The organism is Micromonospora sp. LZ37 (assembly GCF_059359015.1).
In genome coordinates this window covers 58,772-75,836 of sequence record NZ_JCADBL010000004.1, presented here as the reverse complement: position 1 = coordinate 75,836, position 17,065 = coordinate 58,772, and the positions used below count along the sequence as shown (strand labels likewise).

The 17,065-nt window shown below is 73.8% G+C and carries 20 protein-coding genes and 1 pseudogene; 12 read left to right on the top strand and 9 right to left on the bottom strand.

Features of this window, described 5'->3' with window-relative positions; genetic code table 11:
• The first annotated feature begins 101 nt into the window (after nt 1-101).
• Genes AC5L3Z_RS10395 through AC5L3Z_RS10385 form a run of 3 tightly spaced genes read left to right on the top strand, consistent with a single transcriptional unit; the run spans nt 102 to nt 2,050 of the window.
• On the top strand, nt 102-581 hold the full coding sequence (locus AC5L3Z_RS10395; protein ID WP_494841351.1) for an anthrone oxygenase family protein: 480 nt from the start codon (nt 102-104) through the stop codon (nt 579-581).
• A 47-nt stretch (nt 582-628) separates the two neighbouring features.
• Nucleotides 629-922 carry a hypothetical protein gene (locus AC5L3Z_RS10390; RefSeq protein WP_334528983.1) on the top strand — a complete coding sequence of 98 codons (294 nt, stop codon included), beginning with the start codon at nt 629-631 and terminating at the stop codon, nt 920-922.
• A gap of 45 nt (nt 923-967) precedes the next feature.
• Nucleotides 968-2,050, top strand: a complete 1,083-nt coding sequence (locus tag AC5L3Z_RS10385) for an NAD-dependent epimerase/dehydratase family protein (protein ID WP_494841350.1) — start codon at nt 968-970, stop codon at nt 2,048-2,050.
• Between the two features lie 99 nt (nt 2,051-2,149).
• Here the strand turns inward: AC5L3Z_RS10385 and AC5L3Z_RS10380 are convergent, their stop codons facing one another.
• The 3 genes from AC5L3Z_RS10380 to AC5L3Z_RS10370 all read right to left on the bottom strand — a co-directional run bounded on the left by AC5L3Z_RS10380 (nt 2,150) and on the right by AC5L3Z_RS10370 (nt 5,543).
• Complete coding sequence (locus tag AC5L3Z_RS10380; RefSeq protein WP_494841686.1) at nt 2,150-3,376, bottom strand: hypothetical protein; 1,227 nt, start codon at nt 3,374-3,376, stop codon at nt 2,150-2,152.
• Between the two features lie 212 nt (nt 3,377-3,588).
• A complete protein-coding gene (locus tag AC5L3Z_RS10375) occupies nt 3,589-4,773 on the bottom strand; it encodes a GNAT family N-acetyltransferase (RefSeq protein ID WP_494841349.1) in 1,185 nt (394 codons plus the stop codon).
• 50 nt (nt 4,774-4,823) lie between these two features.
• On the bottom strand, nt 4,824-5,543 hold the full coding sequence (locus tag AC5L3Z_RS10370) for a PP2C family protein-serine/threonine phosphatase (protein ID WP_494841348.1): 720 nt from the start codon (nt 5,541-5,543) through the stop codon (nt 4,824-4,826).
• Between the two features lie 62 nt (nt 5,544-5,605).
• Between AC5L3Z_RS10370 and AC5L3Z_RS10365 the strand changes: the two genes are divergently transcribed.
• Genes AC5L3Z_RS10365 through AC5L3Z_RS10355 form a run of 3 tightly spaced genes read left to right on the top strand, consistent with a single transcriptional unit; the run spans nt 5,606 to nt 8,183 of the window.
• Complete coding sequence (locus AC5L3Z_RS10365) at nt 5,606-6,631, top strand: response regulator transcription factor (RefSeq protein ID WP_494841347.1); 1,026 nt, start codon at nt 5,606-5,608, stop codon at nt 6,629-6,631.
• A gap of 60 nt (nt 6,632-6,691) precedes the next feature.
• Complete coding sequence (locus AC5L3Z_RS10360; RefSeq protein ID WP_494841346.1) at nt 6,692-7,924, top strand: benzoate/H(+) symporter BenE family transporter; 1,233 nt, start codon at nt 6,692-6,694, stop codon at nt 7,922-7,924.
• A 25-nt stretch (nt 7,925-7,949) separates the two neighbouring features.
• A complete protein-coding gene (locus AC5L3Z_RS10355) occupies nt 7,950-8,183 on the top strand; it encodes a hypothetical protein (RefSeq protein WP_494841345.1) in 234 nt (77 codons plus the stop codon).
• Here the strand turns inward: AC5L3Z_RS10355 and AC5L3Z_RS10350 are convergent.
• The 5 genes and pseudogenes from AC5L3Z_RS10350 to AC5L3Z_RS10330 all read right to left on the bottom strand — a co-directional run.
• A pseudogene (locus AC5L3Z_RS10350) lies at nt 8,084-8,416 on the bottom strand (GNAT family N-acetyltransferase); the annotation flags it as partial. The gene AC5L3Z_RS10355 and the pseudogene AC5L3Z_RS10350 overlap by 100 nt on opposite strands.
• A gap of 592 nt (nt 8,417-9,008) precedes the next feature.
• On the bottom strand, nt 9,009-9,383 hold the full coding sequence (locus AC5L3Z_RS10345; RefSeq protein WP_494841685.1) for a hypothetical protein: 375 nt from the start codon (nt 9,381-9,383) through the stop codon (nt 9,009-9,011).
• A 246-nt stretch (nt 9,384-9,629) separates the two neighbouring features.
• Complete coding sequence (locus tag AC5L3Z_RS10340; protein ID WP_494841344.1) at nt 9,630-9,884, bottom strand: hypothetical protein; 255 nt, start codon at nt 9,882-9,884, stop codon at nt 9,630-9,632.
• 81 nt (nt 9,885-9,965) lie between these two features.
• Nucleotides 9,966-10,439, bottom strand: coding sequence for a large conductance mechanosensitive channel protein MscL (gene mscL, locus AC5L3Z_RS10335; RefSeq protein WP_494841343.1), 474 nt, complete (start codon nt 10,437-10,439; stop codon nt 9,966-9,968).
• Between the two features lie 41 nt (nt 10,440-10,480).
• On the bottom strand, nt 10,481-11,164 hold the full coding sequence (locus tag AC5L3Z_RS10330) for a FadR/GntR family transcriptional regulator (RefSeq protein ID WP_494841342.1): 684 nt from the start codon (nt 11,162-11,164) through the stop codon (nt 10,481-10,483).
• 49 nt (nt 11,165-11,213) lie between these two features.
• On the opposite strand from AC5L3Z_RS10330, the gene AC5L3Z_RS10325 reads away from it, so the two are divergent.
• Nucleotides 11,214-12,479 carry an MFS transporter gene (locus AC5L3Z_RS10325; protein ID WP_494841341.1) on the top strand — a complete coding sequence of 422 codons (1,266 nt, stop codon included), beginning with the start codon at nt 11,214-11,216 and terminating at the stop codon, nt 12,477-12,479.
• A gap of 9 nt (nt 12,480-12,488) precedes the next feature.
• Here the strand turns inward: AC5L3Z_RS10325 and AC5L3Z_RS10320 are convergent, their stop codons facing one another.
• Complete coding sequence (locus AC5L3Z_RS10320; RefSeq protein WP_334528955.1) at nt 12,489-12,845, bottom strand: STAS domain-containing protein; 357 nt, start codon at nt 12,843-12,845, stop codon at nt 12,489-12,491.
• A gap of 159 nt (nt 12,846-13,004) precedes the next feature.
• On the opposite strand from AC5L3Z_RS10320, the gene AC5L3Z_RS10315 reads away from it, so the two are divergent.
• From AC5L3Z_RS10315 to AC5L3Z_RS10295, 5 genes are read left to right on the top strand one after another with little or no spacing between them, the layout of a single operon-like run.
• Nucleotides 13,005-13,865: an STAS domain-containing protein gene (locus tag AC5L3Z_RS10315; protein ID WP_334614039.1), complete on the top strand. Its 861-nt coding sequence runs from the start codon at nt 13,005-13,007 to the stop codon at nt 13,863-13,865.
• A complete protein-coding gene (locus AC5L3Z_RS10310; protein WP_494841340.1) occupies nt 13,865-14,287 on the top strand; it encodes an STAS domain-containing protein in 423 nt (140 codons plus the stop codon). Before AC5L3Z_RS10315 ends, AC5L3Z_RS10310 begins: the two co-directional genes overlap by 1 nt.
• Entirely contained in the window at nt 14,284-14,703 is a 420-nt protein-coding gene (locus tag AC5L3Z_RS10305) for an ATP-binding protein (protein ID WP_334614037.1), read from the top strand. Before AC5L3Z_RS10310 ends, AC5L3Z_RS10305 begins: the two co-directional genes overlap by 4 nt.
• Nucleotides 14,700-15,716 carry a SpoIIE family protein phosphatase gene (locus AC5L3Z_RS10300; protein ID WP_494841339.1) on the top strand — a complete coding sequence of 339 codons (1,017 nt, stop codon included), beginning with the start codon at nt 14,700-14,702 and terminating at the stop codon, nt 15,714-15,716. The genes AC5L3Z_RS10305 and AC5L3Z_RS10300 overlap by 4 nt, the downstream gene beginning before the upstream one ends.
• Nucleotides 15,713-17,065, top strand: coding sequence for an ATP-binding protein (locus AC5L3Z_RS10295; RefSeq protein WP_494841338.1), 1,353 nt, complete (start codon nt 15,713-15,715; stop codon nt 17,063-17,065). Before AC5L3Z_RS10300 ends, AC5L3Z_RS10295 begins: the two co-directional genes overlap by 4 nt.

Genomic DNA, 17,065 nt, shown 5'->3' with positions numbered 1-17,065 from the left:
CTTCCGGCCGGCCGTCGATGCCCGCGCGACCAGACGCCCACCGATGCGCCCGAGCCTCTCGGCCCATGGTCAACGAAGGCATGTCAGGCCACGCTGGGGGCATGGGGACTTTCTCACTGGCCGCCGCCACCGGACTCACCGGGCTGATGGCGGGGCTCTTCTTCGCGTACACCTGCTCGGTCATGCCGGGCCTGGCCGTGGTCGACGACCGGACCTTCGTGGGGACCATGCAGTCGATCAACCGGCGGATCCTCAACGGCTGGTTCCTCGCGACGTTCCTCGGCGCGGCGTTGCTGATCGGGGTGGCGGCGGCGCTGCACCTGACCGTGGGCGGTCCGGTGCTCGCCTGGACGGTCGCGGCGCTGGGCTGTTACGGGGCCACGCTGGTGATCACCATGCGTCTCAGCGTGCCGCTGAACGAGCGGCTGGACGCGGCCGGGCCGGTGGACCGGATCGCCGACCTGCGGGCGGTGCGGGAGAGCTTCGAGGCGACGTGGGTGCGGTGGAACCTGCTCCGCACGGTCACGAACGTCGCCGCCTTCGCCTGCCTGGTCGCCGCGCTGCTGTCCCGGCGAACCTGATTCCGGGCATGGGAGGTCGTTCGGGGGGAACCAGGGACGGCATGAGGATGAGCGGTACCCCGGCCGTCGCGGCGTCCGGCGAGGAGATCGGGTCGGACGGCGTACGGCAGCCCGGTGGCGAGGTGCACGCCTGGCGGCCCGGCCAGAACTCCACGGTGTGCGGGCTCCAGCTGAGCCGCACCCGGCTGCGACGCTTCCCGCACGTGCCGTTCGACTACACCTCGACGGACGTGCTCACCGAGGCCGACCCGGTCGGCTCCATCTGTCCGCGCTGCCTGGCCGCCACCCAGGGCCGCCGCGGGCGGGAGAGGAGCTGGGTGCGCCAGTCACCCCGCCCCTGACCGTCCCGGGGGTTGGAGTGCGGTCCAGCGGGTACCGCAGCCCGCATGCGGATCGTCATCGTGGGGGCCAGCGGCAACGTGGGGACGGCGCTGCTGCGCCGGCTGCGCCCGGAGTCGGGGCTGGAGCTGGCCGGCGTGGCGCGGCGACTGCCCGGCCCGGACGCCGGTGAGCCGTACGACCAGGTGGAGTGGCACTCCTGCGACATCGGGGCGCCGGCCGCGGTGGGCAAGCTCGCCGAGGTCTTCGCGGGCGCGGCGGCCGTCGTGCACCTGGCCTGGCAGATTCAGCCCAGCCACGACCAGCGCACCCTGTACCGGACCAACGTCGGCGGCAGCCGCGCGGTGATCGACGCCGTCGTCCGGGCCGGCGTTCCGGCCCTGGTGTACGCCTCGTCGGTCGGCACCTACGCGCCCGGCCCGAAGGACCACCCGATCAGCGAGCGCTGGCCGGCGACGGGGGTGCCCGGGTCGTCGTACAGCCGGGACAAGGCCGAGGTCGAGGCGATGCTCGACGAGGTCGAGTCCGAGCATCCCGCGCTGCGCGTGGTGCGGCTGCGGCCGGGGCTGACCTTCCAGCGGGACGCCGGCACCGAGATCACCCGGTACTTCCTGGGGCCGTTCGCCCCCGTCCGGCTGCTGCGCTACGGGCGCATCCCGCTCGTACCCGCCAACCGCCGGCTGCGGATGCAGGCGGTGCACGCCGACGACATCGCCGACGCGTACGCGAGGGCGGTCCTGGGTGACGCGCGCGGCGCCTTCAACATCGCCGCGGACCCGGTGCTCACCCCGGAGCTGGTGGCCCGCGAGTTCAAGGGCTGGACGGTGCCGGTGGCCGCGCCGGTGCTGCGCGCCGCCGCGCTGCTGACCTGGCGGTTCCGCCTCCAGCCGGTCGACGTCGGCTGGGTGGAGCTGGCCCTGAACGCGCCGCTGATGTCCAGCGAGCGCGCCGAGACCGAACTGGGCTGGCACCCGAAGGTCGACGCCGTCACCGCCCTGCGGGACCTCTTCGCCGGCATGGCCCACGGCGCCGGCACCACCGGCCCGCCCATGTCGGACGCCAACGACCTCCCCGGCCGCCCCGGCGGCCTGCTGAAGGCCCGCACCCCCGGCCACGGCAACCCCTACTGAGGTACGCCCTCCGCCCGGAACCTTTCGCTGATCATGAAGTTGTCGGCAGGACACGCCGAGGCGGCCGGCAACAACTTCATGATCGACGCTGACGTCGGGTCAGCGGAGGGTGGAGTTGGTGACTGTCGGGGGGCGGGCGCCGAGGAAGAAGATGCCGGGGAAGCCCTGCGTCTCGAAGCCGTCGCTCGGGTTGCGGCGCAGCGTCGAGGACTCGATCCGCATCGTGCCGGTGCGGTCGTTGCTGACGAAGAAGATCGCGCCGCCGCCCTCGTTGGCGTGGTTGTTCTCGATGATCGTGCCGGCGATCCGCACGGTGAACTGGTTGCCGTCGCAGTAGATTGCGCCGCCGCTGCCGCCGCCCGGGGTGCCGGCCTTCGCCGGGTTCGCGCCGTTGCCGACCGCCTTGTTGCCGCTGAGCACGCTGTTCAGCACCACCCAGGAGACGCCGATGCTGCTCAGCGCGGAACCGTTGGAGCAGACCCCGCCGGTGAAGGTGCTGTTGACCACGTACACCGGCTTGTTGTCGTACTGGCTGAGCACCCGCAGCGCCGCGCCACCCAGGTCCGGGCCGGTCCGGTCACAGCGGTTGTCGACGAAGCGCGAGTTGACCACCTTGAACCGGCCGCCCCGTACGAAGATCGCCCCACCGCCGCCGCCCTCGGTCCCCTCGCCCGTGGAGTTGCCCCGGGTGAAGGTCAGGTTCTGCACGGTGAGCTGCGGGTGGTCCTGGTTCTGGCAGTGCGGGGTGGTGAAGCCCTGCGCGCTGTCACACGTGTTCATGTAGAGGATCCGGCGGGCCCCGCCACCGGAGAGGGTGACCTTGCCGCCGCCGTCCAGGACGATCCTCGGCCCGTTGGCGTTGCGGACCTTCGCGGTGGCCTTCATGGTGATCGTCACCGGGTCGGGACCGCAGTCGAAGGTGATGATCCCGCCGGCCGCCACCGCCTTCACCACCGCCCCGGAGGTGCAGCTCGCCGGGGTGCCGCTGCCGATCGTCCTGGTCGGACGGGAGGTGTCCACCGCCCGAGCCTCGGCCGGCACGGACGCGCCGCCTCCCGGGTTGCCGGCCTTGAGCGTCGCGCCGGTGGGCCGGGACGGCTTCGGCTTGCCCGGCCCGCCCAGACCGCTGCGGGACGACGGGCTGGCCGACGGGCTGGCCGAGCGGGCGGGGGCCGGGGTGGCGTTGGTCGCGGCGGCGTCGGCGCCCGTCGCGGAGACGCTCACCGGCTGGCGGTCACCAAGGGCATCGGAGGCACCTGAATCACCGCAGGCCGGGAGGGTGGCGGCGGTGACACCGAGGACGAGCAGGGCGAGAACGGACTTCATGCGCACCCGCCGATGCTATGGGGCGGGTGCCCGAACGCGTGCACCGACTGCCGACTCTTAAGCCGCCCCTAAGTTGGCCGTTGATCGACTCGGTTCGCGGCGGGTCGGGGTGTCCCGCTCGGCTGATACCGCGGCACGCCGCAGAACGGCGGGTATCGGCCGGCGGGCCGGGGCCGGCCGGGGGAGGGTCACCGGCCCGGGCAGGGTGGCGGTCAGAAGTCGGCGAAGAGGTACGGCAGCGCCCGCGGGAAGAGACGGCGCAGCTCGGCGCCCGCCGCCGGGCCCACCTCGCCCAGCCCGCGTACGTCCACCTCGGCCGGGTCGAGCACCCCGTACGCCAGCGCGGAGAGGCCGGCGGCGGTGAGCGTCGCCGCCGGGGCCGGCCCGCCGGAGGTCAGCTCCAACTGGCCGGTGGTGCCGTCCATCAGGTGGGTGCCGGCGAGCCAGCGGTCGCCCACCAGCTCCACCCGGACCCGCCCCGGGCCGCAGGGCAGGCTGGCCAGGGCGTCCAACGACAGCAGCCGGGCCATCGGCGCGGCCGAACCGGGCCGCGCCACCCGCGCCTGGACGTGCACCGCCAGGTCGGTCAGCCACAGCTCGGGCAGCTCGTCGGCGGGCACCTGGAGGCTGACCCGCTCGACCTGGTCGACGTGCCGGGCGAGGAACTGCAACAGCAGCGCCCGGGCGTACGGGTCGGTGGCGAGCAGGTCGTCGCCGACCAGCTCGCCGCCGTGGTCGTCGATCCGGTAGGTGAGCGCGCCGACGGTCGTACCGTCGATCTTCGCGCTGATCAGCCAGCGGTCGTCGCGGTCCCGCAACCCCACCGCGCGGAACTCGGGGAAGACCGCGAAGCCGTGCCGCTCCCGCAGGCAGCGCTCGGTGAACGCCCGGTACCCGGCGTAGCCGGCGCCGATCCGCTCCCAGGTCACCTCGCCGGGCAGCTCCGCCCGCAGCAGCGGCGCCAGGTCGGCCGGGGAGAACCGGACCGTACGCGCCTTGGGCAGCCCGACGTAGCCGAACCGCTCGTAGAAGCCGGCCCGGAACGGGTAGAGCGCGGTCAGCGGGTGTCCCTCGTCGCGCATCTCGTCGAGGAGCCGGTGCAGCAGCTCCCGGACGTGGCCCCGCCGGCGGGCCAGCGGGTGGGTGGCGACCCCGGCGACCCCGGCCATCGGCAGCACCTCCCCGCGCAGGTTCTGCCGCATCGGGATGGCGCTGGCCGCGGCGCGGGTCTCCCCGCCCTCCTCGACGACCAGCGTCCGGTTGCCCTTGTTGTACGGCAGGTACTCCCGGAACGCCTCGACCCGCGCGCCGCTGGGCGGGGACGCCTCGAAGGCGTACGCCTGGAGCGGGAAGCTCGTCGTCAGGCGTTCGTCGGGGGCCAACCGGCGGAGGATCATCCGTCCATCCCAACCCGAGGGGCCACCACCCGCAACCCGGTCGGTCCGGCTCAGGCCGCGGCCACGTCGGAGACCACCACGGTGACGTTGTCCGGTGCGCCGGCCTGGTGGGCCAGCTTGACCAGCTGCTCACCGCACTGCTGCCGGTCGCCGTACATGGTCAGGGCGGCGTGGATCGCCTCGTCGGAGACGTAGTCGGAGAGCCCGTCGCTGCACAGCAGCAGCCGGTCACCGGCGAAGACGGTCAGCACCCCGATCGCTGGCGGCGTGTCGGAGCCCTGCACGGCGCGCGTCACCAGGGACCGCTGCGGGTGGTGGCGGGCCTGGTCGGGGGAGAGCGCACCCTGGTCCACGAGCGTCTGCACGAAGGTGTCGTCTCGGGTGAGCTGGGTCAGCTCGCCGTCGCGCAGCAGGTAGCAGCGGGAGTCGCCGACCTGGGCGAGGACCAGGGCGTCCCCGGCGAGCAGGCCGGCGGTCAGGGTCGTACCCATGCCGTCGCGCGCGGGATCGGCGGAGATGGCGGCGCGGATGCGTTGGTTGGCCGTGGCGACGACGGCGCGCAGCGCGTCGCCGGCCTCGGCCGCGCCGGTCGGCGGCACCAGCTCGTCCAGGATGCGGATGACGATCTCGCTCGCCACCTCGCCCGCGGGCAGTCCCCCCATGCCGTCCGCCACCGCCAGCAGGCGGTCACCGGCGAGGGCGGAGTCCTCGTTGTTGGTGCGGACCAGGCCGACGTCGTTGAGGATGGCCGAGCGGAGGATCAGCGTCATGGGTCAAGCTTGCCAAGAACACCCTGCGTTCGTCTCTACGCACTAGTGCGTAGGGTGGAGAAATGATGCCGGTGTCCATGGTGGGGCGCGCCGGCGAGCTTGCCGAGCTCGACCGTGCCTGGGCTGCCGTGGCCGACACCGGTCGCCAGTCGCCCGCCGTGACGGTCATCACAGGGGCCGCCGGAGTGGGCAAGAGCCTGCTGGTGGCGGCCGCCGTCGAGGGTTTCTCGCCCCGTCCGGCCGTGGTCCTCTGCGGCGCCGCGCGGGTGCACGACCCGGCCCCGTACGACTGGTTGGCCGCCGTACTCAGCGGGCGGGACACCGGCGGGCTCGACCTGCCGGCCGACGCGTTGGCCTGGCTCGCCCAGCAGCCCACCGCGCCGCGCGAGCGCTACGCCCCGGGCACCCTGCTCCGCCTCGCCGTGCGGACCGTGCGGCTGCTGGTCGGCGCCGGACCGGCCGTGCTGGTGGTGGAGGACCTGCACGCCCTCGACCCGGCCAGCCTCAACCTGGTCGCCGAGTTGGCCACCGCCCCGGAGCTGCCGGCCCTGCTGGTGGTGGCGAGCCGGCCGCCGTCCGACGCGGTCGCGCCGGAGCTCACCGCCCGCGCGCTGGCCCGGCTCTGCGGGGTACGCGGCGCGGTGCGCCAGCACCTCGGCCCGCTCGGCGTCGCCGAGGTCGCCGAGGTGCTGACCCAGGTGTACGACGGCTCCCGGCCCGCGGAGCGGGTCAGCCTCGCGGTCTGGCAGCGCACCGGCGGCAACCCGTACGCCCTCACCGAGCTGCTCGCCGCGCACGCCGGTCAGGGCCCTGACGCGCTGGTACGCCGTCCCATGCCGGAGCACCTGCGGCTGCCGGCCGCCCGGGTCGCCGCCCCGCCCGACGCCGAGCTGACCGGCCGGGAGGAGGAGGTGCTCGGCTGCCTGGTCGCCGGGATGTCCAACAAGCAGGCCGCCCGGGCGCTCGGCATCTCGGTGCGGACGGTCACCGTGCACGTGTCGAACCTGCTCCGCAAGACGGGGGCGGCGTCGCGGACCGAGGTGGCGCTCTGGGCGGTCCAGCACCGGGTTCCGACCAGCTCTCGCTAGGGTGGCCGCTGACTCTCGCTAGGGTGGCCGCTGACCGGCCGCTGAGACGGGGGTGTGGCGATGGGGGAACGGCTGCAACCGGTGCTGGCCGGCGTGGTGACCGCCCTGGTCGGCTTCGCCAGCTCGTTCACGGTGGTGTTGGCGGGGCTGCGGGCGGTCGGCGCCGACGAGACCCAGGCGGCCTCGGGCCTGCTCGCGGTGAGCGTCGCGTCCGGTCTCTGCGCGCTCTGGCTGGGGCTGCGGCACCGGATGCCGATCGCCGTCGCCTGGTCCACCCCCGGCGCGGCGCTGCTGGTGGCGACCGGGCCGGTGCCCGGCGGCTGGCCCGCCGCGGTCGGCGCGTTCATCCTCTGTGGACTGCTGATCGTCGCCGCGGGGCTCTTCCCGGCGCTCGGCCGGGCGGTGGCCGCGATTCCCGGCCCGGTGGCGGCGGCGATGCTCGCCGGGGTGCTGCTGCCGCTCTGCACCGCACCGGTCCGCGCCCTGGTCGAGGTGCCCGGACTGGCCGCCCCGGTGATCGCCACCTGGCTGGTTCTGCACCGGTTCGCCCGCCGCTGGGCCGTACCGGCCGCGCTGGTCGCGGCGGCGGTGGCGATCGGTTTGACCACGTCGGGCGGGGGCGTGGGCGACCTCCGGCCGGTGGTGGCGTTGACCGTGCCGGCGATCAGCGTGCCGGCGGTGGTCGGACTGGCGCTGCCGCTCTTCCTGGTCACCATGGCCGCGCAGAACGTGCCGGGCGCGGCGGTGCTGCGCGGCTACGGCTACCGGCCTCCGCTCGGCTCGGCGCTGCGGGTCACCGGGCTGGGCACGGTGCTGGGCGCGGCGGCCGGCGGGCACGCGGTCAACCTGGCGGCGATCACCGCGGCCCTGGCCGCCGGCCCGGACGCCCACCCGGACCCGGACCGCCGCTGGATCGCCTCGGTCACCGCCGGTGTCGGGATGGCGCTGCTCGGCCTCGGTGCGGGTGCGGCGACCGCGCTGGTGCTGCTCTCCCCGCCGGTACTGATCGAGGCGGTGGCCGGGCTGGCGCTGCTGGGCGCGCTCGCCACCGCGGTCTCGGCGGCGGTCGCCGAGCCGGAGAGCCGGGAGGCCGCCGTGGTGACCTTCGTGGTGACCGCCTCCGGGGTCAGCCTGCTCGGCGTGGGCGGGGCGTTCTGGGGCCTGCTGGCCGGCTGGCTGATGCTGCTGCTCTTCCGCCGCCGCGCCGCTTCGCCGCCGCCCGCGCCGGCCCGCCCAGAGGCCGCCGAGACCGGCGGCGACGTCGTCGAGCCGTCCACGCCAGGGCGTCGCTGATCGCCTGCCGGGCAGGTCGGCGCGGATGCGCGAGCAGACCACCGCGTCGGCGCGGCGGTCGGGCAGCGCCAGGAACGCCCGCAGCACCCCCTCATCGCTGAACCCGGCCGCCGCGAGCACCCACCGGGAGGCGAAGTTGCCCGGCTCCACCCACGCCTCCACCCGGGCCAGCCCGGCGGTGCCCAGGGCCCAGTCGGTCAGCAGGACCGCGGCGCGTGCGGCGCGTCCGCGTCCCCGCGCCGTCGGGACCAGCCAGTAGCCGAGCCCGGCCACCCCGGCCTGGGGCCGGAGCAGCAGCGTCACCGAGCCGAGCGCGACGTCCGTGTGCGCGCCGGCCACCGCCAGCGACAGGCCGGCGCCGTCGATCGCCCGACCCCACTGCCGGCGTACGAAGGTTCGCCCGGCCTCCTCGATGAGGTCGGCGGGCACGGTGGTGACCTCGGTGATCGGTCGCTGGTCGGCCGCCTGCCGGACGCAGTCCAGGTCCGCCATGGCTCACGGCCGCAACCGGACCACCCCGTCGGTCAATGCGGGTTCCGGGTACGCCAGCACCGGCCGACCCTACGCGCCCGCCCCACCGGCCGGGCTCCCGCAGCCATGCCCCGTTCGCGGGTCGTGCCCCCGCCCCCGCAGGTGGTTGTGCGCCTCCTTTAGAGCTGATGACGTTGACGACTCACGCGCGGGTGCTTCGTGGCGTTGGGGTGTGCGAGCCAGGGGCGATGTTTTGGAGCTCATGGCTTGGTGAGCGGCCATGCGGTGTGTTCGGGGCTGATGGCGTCAGCGACTCGCCGCCCGGCGAATGAGTTGATGGCGTGGGGCAACTCGCTGCGCGGTCCCTTGAGAGGTGATGGCGTTGGCCGACCCATGCGCCGTCCTTTAGAGCTGATGACGTAAGCGAATCGCGGGACCAACTTCGGAGCGTGAGAGACCGTCGGGTGGCTGCTCCGCGTTGTGATTCGTCTACGTCATCAGCTCTAAAGGACGTCGAGGAGGTGAGTGGGGCCCAGGGGCGGGTGCTGCTGGGACGTCGAGCTGTGGGGCCGGAGGGGCTGGAGCCGGCCGGCCGGAGCGGAGAAGGCGGGGGCTACTCCTCAGGGGGGAGGTCGCCGGCGGGTACGTCGAGGCATACCTGGTCGTCGGTGACCGTGGCGATCTGGTCGGCCAGCACGTAGACCGCACCCGTGCGGGTGAGTTCGGTGGAGACCTTCAGGTAGCCGCGGCGCAGCAGCCGGGCCGCCAGGTCGGCCGGGACGTCCGGCTCCTCGACGGCCGCGGTCTCGATCAGCTCGTGCAGGCTGCCGCCCGGGTCGGCGGTCGACGCCTGCACGGTCACCGCGTTGGGGTCGCCCCGCTGCACGAGGTCGACGGTGCCGACCTCCACGCCGACGGTGTCCACCACCCGCATGCCGGTGGTGACCCGGGAGATGACCGCCTGTCGCTCGGTGCCCTGCTGCTTCATCACCGGGCGGTTCCCGGGCCCGCCGGACCGTAAACGCCGGACCGAACCCGGACCGTGCCCGCCGGCCGGCTGCCAGCCCCGGCCCCGGCCCCGAGCGTCGGCCCGAGCGCCGGACCGAGTGCCCGGACCGAGCGCGAACCAGAGGCCCCGGACTGGGCGCCGGACCGAGCGTCGGCCCGAGCGCGGACCAGAGGCTTTGGAACGGGCGCCGGGCCGGCAGGCGGCGCGATCATGAGCGTCGGGTGGTCAGTCGCCGGTGGGCGGCGCCCAGGAGCTGGGCGGGCGCGGGGAGAGCTCGCGCCAGGTGTCCGGCCCATCCAACAGGGCCCGCACGGTCTCCTCGGCCTCCTCGACGCTGGGGTACTCGTAGAACTGGGAGACGCCCTCCGCGCCGCCGGCCCGCTGCTCGACGTGCCAGCGGTCGGCGTCCACCCGGAGGAACACGTCCCGCCGGGCCAGTCGTCCCCATTTGCCGTTCCACCAGTGCCTGCGTTGCTCCATGGCCGGACTCTATCGAACACCTGTACGAGACGGGCCGGCCCCTGTGGGATTCCCACAGGGGCCGATGTGCGTGGCGGTGCGTCAGCGCGGGGCGGGCGGCTCCGTACGCCGGCCCAGCACGTCGTCCAGCGCGCCGCGCTGCTGTCCCGGGGTCGTGTGCCCGGCGGCGACCAGCGTGTCGCGGATCTCGGTGAGCAGCTTGACCTCCTCGCTCGGCGCCTTCGGCGGCGGCTCCTCACCCCGCCGACGCCGCTCGGCGAGCCGGTTCATCGGGAAGACGACCAGGAAGTACAGGGCCGCCGCGGTGAGCAGAAAGGTGATCAGGGCGTTGACGAAGGCCACCCAGTCGAACGGGATCTCGCGGAAGGTGGGGGTGGATCCGGTGAGGCCGTTCTTGCTGCCGGTGATCAGCGCGATGAACACCCGGACCAGTGGTTCGAGGAACGACTTGGTCAGTTGCGTGACCACGCCCGTGAACGCGGCGCCGATGACGACGCCGACCGCCAGGTCGACGACGTTCCCGCGCATGATGAAGTCTTTGAAGCCCTTGAGCATCCGTACTCCCGTGCTGTCCGGTTTTCGAGGTCCGGCACAACCTATGCCCCGGAAGGCGGCTCCAGAAAAGCGCCGGCTTCGATCGCCGCGCGCGCCGGATCGCCGTCCCGGATCGCCTCGACGAGTCGACCGTGGTCGACGTACCGCTCGGGCTCCAGCGCGTCCCCCATGGCCTGCGCCACGGTGCTGCGCATGGCCGCGCCGACCGAGGCGTAGAGCTCGGCGAGCATGCCGTTGTGCGCGGCGGCCACCACGGCGGTGTGCAGCGCGGCGTCGGCCTCCACGAACTCCGCCACCCGCCCGGAGCGCCAGGCCGCCTCCCGGGCGGCCAGCGCCCCGTCGAGCGCCGCCAGGTCCTCCGGGGTACGCCGCACCGCGGCGAGCCGGGCCGCCTCCACCTCGAAGGCGCGTCGGACCTCGACCACCTCGGCCATCCGGTCGTCGGTCAGCCGGCGGGCCACCACCGGGGCCAGCTCGTCGGTCGACACCACGTACGTGCCCGAGCCCTGCCGGCACTCCAGCACCCCGGCGTGCACCAGCGCGCGGACCGCCTCGCGGACCGTGTTCCGCCCCACCCCGAGCGCGGCGACCAGTTGCGGCTCGGTGGGGATGCGCCCGCCGACCGGCCACTCGCCGCCGAGGATCCGGCCCCGCAGCTGCTCGATCGTCTGGCGGACCCGGTGACCGCGCGGCGGCACGGCGACCGCACCGACGGCGGGTGTCACCGGTTACAACTCCTGCCGAAATTCATCCCATGATTGTAGGTTCGAGGTCATGACCCCGCCACCCACCACCGTCACGCCCGGGCCGGCGCCGGCCGCCGTGGCGCCCCCGACCCGGGCGTCGTCCCCGGCCACCGGCGGCGCGCTGGTGCTGGTCGGGATGCTGCTGGTCGCGCTCAACCTGCGGGCCGCGGTGACCAGCCTCGGCGCGCTGCTCGACGAGGTACGCACCGGCCTGGCCCTCTCCGGGGCGATGGCCGGCTTCGTCACCACGCTGCCGACGATCGCCTTCGCCGGCCTCGGCGCGCTCACCCCGTGGCTGGTCCGCCGGTACCCGCCCGCCCGGGTGCTGATCGTGGCGATGCTCGCCCTCACCGCCGGCCAGCTGCTGCGGGTGGTCACCGACTCCGCGCTGGTCTTCGTGCTCACCAGCGCGCTCGCCCTGGCCGGTATCGCGGTGGCGAACATCCTGCTGCCGATGCTGGTCAAGCAGCACTTCCCGCACCGCACGGGGCTGGTCACCGGCGCGTACACGATGGCCCTGACGGTGGGCACCACGGCGGCCGCCGCCGCCGCGGTGCCGGTCGCGCACGCCTTCGGCTCCTGGCGGGCCGGGCTCGGAGTCTGGGCCGGGCTGGCCGCGCTGGCCGTACTCCCGTGGGTGCCGTTGGCGCTGCGGGCCCGCGCCGCCCGGCGGGCCGCGACCGCGCCGGCGGCCCCGGCCGCCCGGGTGCGGATCCGGCCGGAACGCACCCGGCTCGGCTGGGCGATGGCGGTCTACTTCGGCGCGCAGTCGCTCAGCGGATACGCGATCATGGGCTGGCTGGCGCAGCTCTTCCGGGACGCCGGCTACCGGGCGGAGACCGCCGGGCTGCTGCTCGCCGGGGTGACCGCGCTCGGCGTGCCGGTCGCGCTGCTGATGCCCACCCTCGCCGGACGCCTGCGCACCCTGCGGCCGCTGGTGCTCTCCCTGACCGCGGCGTCCGCCGCGTCGTACGTCGGGCTCGCCCTCGCCCCGGGCGGCGGCCTCGCGCCGCTGTGGGTGCTGCTGCTCGCCCTCGGCCAGGGCGCGTTCCCGATGATCCTGACCACCATCGGCCTGCGCGCCCGCACCGCCGAGGGGACCGTGGCGCTCTCCGCCTTCGCGCAGAGCACCGGGTACGTCATCGCGGCGCTCGGCCCGCTGCTGGTCGGGATCCTCTACGAGGCGACCGGCGGCTGGACCGCGCCGCTGGGCTTCCTGCTCGGCGCGCTCGCCGTGCAGACCACCGCCGGCCTGGTGATCGCTCGTCCCCGGTTCATCGAGGACGAGCGCTGAGCCGACCGGTCAGGAGGACGCCGGGGTGGGGTCGCCCGCCACGGCCTGCTCGACCGTCGGATAGGTGTGCAGCACCTCGACCAGGCCACTGACCTCGAGGATGCGGAGCACGCCGCGCTGCGGGGCGGCCAGCCGGACGACACCGCCGGCCTCGTCGGAGCTGTTCTTCGCGCGCACGAAGACCGACAACCCGGTCGAGTCGCAGAACGACACGTTCGCCAGGTCGAACACCAGCCGGCTGCGACCCTTGTCGAGCAGATCGGTGATCTGGTCCTGCAGCTGCGGTGCGGTCGCCATGTCGAGCTCGCCCGCGACCGACACGACGACGACGTCGCCGCGCTGTTCCGTGTGCACCGTCAAGGACATTCGGACCTCCTGTTATCGGAGGAACGGTATCCCACGAACGGGGTGACACGCAGAACGGGAGACCGTTCCGGTGGGCCTGATCATTCCTTTGCCTCGTGACAAGTACCCGGAGCGGCGCCGGTGATAGAGTCCGGCCCGTCCAGCTCACAGGAGGTAACCATGGCGTTGACCACGGAGGAGAGCGGCCGGCTCGCCGACCTGCTCGGTGAGCACGACGAGCGGATCGCGCAGCGCTGGACCGACATCGTCGCGGCGTCGCTGCGCGGCCGGCTGAGCCACGCCGAGCTACGGCTCCAGGTGCAGGAGCTGCACCGTAGCATGATCGCCGCCGGCCGAGCGGGGCTCACCGACATCCAGACCGAGTCGGCCGGCGAGCTGCGGGCCGTGCTCGCCGAGCTGTCCCGCGGCCGGGTCCGGCAGGGCTTCTCGGCGACCGAGACCGCGGTCAGCATCTACGCCCTCAAGGACGTGCTGGTCGAACTGGCCGAGTCCGGAGAGGTCGAACTGTCCCTGCGGGACGTCATCGCCTTCAACAGCCTGGTCGACCAGATGGGCCTGTACACCTTCGAGACCTACGTGCAGGCGCGCGAGAGTCTCATCGCCGACCAGGCCGAGCAGCTCCTCGAACTCTCCACCCCGGTGGTGAAGATCTGGGACGGCGTGGTCGCCGTGCCGCTGGTCGGCACCCTCGACTCGGCCCGTGCCCAGGTGGTGATGGAGCGGCTGCTCCAGACGCTGGTCGACACCGGCTCGCCGTACGCGATCATCGACATCACCGGCGTGCCGGCGGTGGACACCCAGGTCGCCCAGCACATCCTCAAGACCGTGGTCGCGGCCCGGCTGATGGGCGCCGACTGCATCATCTCCGGCATCCGGCCACAGATCGCGCAGACCATCGTCGCGCTCGGCATCGAGTTCGGCGACATCGCCACCAAGGCCAGCCTCGCCGACGCGCTGCGGCACGTCCTGCGGCTCACCGGGGTCGAGACGGCCCGCCGCCACCCGCGCCGGGAGGCGTGATGGAGCGGGTGCCGATCCTCAAGATCGGCGACATCCTGCTGGTCTCCATCCAGATCGACATGTCCGACCAGACGGCCCTCGCCCTCCAGGACGACCTGGCCGAGCGGATCGTGGCCACCGGCTGCCACGGCGTCATCATCGACATCACCGCGCTGGACATCGTCGACTCCTTCGTCGGCCGGATGCTCTCCACCATCGCCGCGATCTCCAAGGTGCTCGACGCGGAGACGGTCGTCGTCGGGATGCGTCCCGCCGTCGCCATCACCCTGGTCGAGCTGGGGTTGTCGCTCAACGGCATCCGTACCGCGCTGAACGTCGAGCGCGGCATGGAGCTGATCGCGGCGACCCGTGAGGACGACCCCGGGTTCGGCGACGACGACCCCGAGGACGTGGAGTCCGGATCGGCGGCGACATCAGCATGACGGCGGGCATCGACCTGGGCCGCCCGCAGGCGCAGGCGATCGGCAGTGACGAGGACGTCGTCCGGGTCCGCCAACTGGTGCGCACCGTGGCCGTGGCCGTCAAGCTCTCCCTCGTCGACCAGACCAAACTGGTCACCGCGGCCAGCGAGCTGGCCCGGAACACCCTCATCTACGGTGGCGGCGGCAGCGCCGAGGTGACGGTCGTCGAGGACGGCCGGCGGCGCGGCGTACGGATCCTCTTCGCCGATTCCGGCCCGGGCATCCCCGACCTCGCCCTCGCCCTCACCGACGGCTACACCACCGGGGGTGGCCTCGGCCTGGGCCTCAGCGGCGCCCGGCGACTCGTCGACGAGTTCGACGTCCAGACCACCGTGGGCGAGGGCACCCGCATCACGGTGACCAAGTGGTCCAGGTGAACTTCGACCCCGTCGCCGACCCCGGCATCTGGTTCCGGGTTGAGACCAGCAGCGCGGCCAGCTCGGTCCGCCGGGCCGCCGAACGTCTCGGCGGCCAGGTCGGCCTCGACGAGACGCGGACCGCCGAACTCGCCATCCTCGCCGCCGAGCTGACCAGCAACCTGGTCAAGCACGCCCAGGAAGGCGTGCTGCTGCTGCGGCCCACCCGCGCCGGCGACCACGCCGGCGTGGAACTGGTCGCCGTCGACGCCGGCCCCGGCATGGCCGACCTGACCGTCTCCTCCCGCGACGGCCACTCCACCAGCGGCACCCTCGGCATCGGGCTGGGCGCGATCACCCGGCAGGCGAGCTGGTTCGACGCCTGGTCGCGGCCCGGCAAGGGCACCGTCTTCGCCGTGCAGGTGTGGCCGAAGGACACGCCGGTCACCCCGCCCTGGGCGGCCGGGATCACCCGGCCGATCACCGGCGAGCAGGTGAGCGGCGACGGCCACGGCGTACGGGTCGTCGAGGGGCGGCACCAGGTGCTGGTCTGCGACGGTCTCGGGCACGGACCGCTGGCGGCCGGGGCAACCGAGGCCGCGCTCGCCGCCTTCCGGGCCGCGCCCGCCGGGCCTCCCGCCGTGGTGGTGCAGCACCTGCACGCCGGCATGTCGCACACCCGCGGCGCCGCCCTGGCCGTCGCCGAGCTGGACCCGTCCGCCGGGCTGCTCCACTACGCCGGGCTGGGCAACATCACCGGGGTCGTCCTCGGGCCGGCAGACGAGCGGCGGGGCATGGTGTCGCTGCCGGGCATCGCCGGTCACCAGCGGCCCACCGTACGCGGTTACGACTACCCGTTCCCGGCGGGCGCGACGCTGGTCATGCACAGCGACGGCCTGGTCGACCGGTGGCGGATCGAGGACTACCCCGGGCTGACCACCCGGTCCCCGCTGGTGATGGCCGCCGTCCTGCTGCGGGACGCCGGCATCCGACGGGACGACGCCGGTGTCCTGGTCGCGAGGGCACCGGCATGACCGGCGAGGCGCCGCTGCTGCAGATGGCGCTCCGGGTCGAGCAGGACATCTTCCTCATCCGGCAGCGCGGCCGGGAGGTCGCCGCCGCCGTCGGGCTGGAGCACCAGGACCAGATCCGGGTCGCCACCGCCCTCAGCGAGGTGGCCCGTGACCTGCTCCGTACGGTCGACGGCGCGGACGTCACCTTCGTCGTCCTGGCCGGGGCGGACGGCCGCAGCGTCCTGCGGGTCGACCTGGCGCCGCTGGCCCCGCTGCCCGGCGACCGGTACGAGCCGCAGTCGGGTGCGGTGGCGCGCCTGATGGACACCCTGAGCGTGGTGAGCATGAAGGGGGATACGGTCGTGAGGATGTCCCGACGTGTCCCGGCCACCGCTGCGGCGCTGACGGCGGCGCGACTGGCCGAGCTGCGGGAGGAGCTCGGCCACAGCGCCCCGACCAGTGCCCTGGACGAACTGGCCACGCAGAACGAACAGTTGATCGCCGCGCTGGACGAGGTGCGCCAGCAGCGCGACGAACTCACCGTGCTCAACTCCGAGCTGGAGGAGACCAACCGCGGCGTGATGGCGCTCTACACCCAGCTCTCCGAGGAGCTGGAGGAGACCAACCGTGGCGTGGTCGCCCTCTACGCCGAGTTGGACGAGAAGTCGGCCCAGCTGCGCGCGGCCAGCGAGTCGAAGAGCCGCTTCCTGGCCAACGTCAGCCACGAGCTGCGCGCCCCGGTGACCGCGATCATCGGGCTGGGGCGGCTGCTCACCGACCCGGCCTCAGACCCGCTCACCGCCGAGCAGGCCGAGCAGATCGGGCTGATCCGCTCCTCCGCGGCGGACCTGCTCTCCCTGGTCAACGACCTGCTCGACCTGGCCAAGGCGGAGTCCGGCCGGATCGAGCCGCAGTGGGCGGACGTCGACCTGAAGGCGCTCTTCGGCCAGTTGCGCGGCACGCTGCGCGCGTTGGCCACCGCGTCGGCGGTGGAGCTGGTGGTGGAGGATCCGCCCGCGCCGGCCGTGCTCCGTGCGGACGAGGTGCTGCTCGCCCAGGTGCTGCGCAACCTGCTGCACAACGCGCTCAAGTTCACCCAGCAGGGTGAGGTGCGGTTGCGCGCGGAGCGCGACGCCGACCGGTGGCGGCTCTCCGTCTCCGACACCGGCGCCGGCATCGCCCCGGAGCTGCACGAGCGCATCTTCGAGGAGTTCTACCAGGTGCCGGGCACCGACCGGCGCAGCGGCACCGGCCTCGGCCTGCCGTACGCGCGGCGGCTGGTGAACCTGCTCGGCGGGAGCATGACGTTGACCAGCGAGCCGGGCCGGGGCAGCACCTTCACCGTCGACCTGCCCGCGGACGGGGTGTGA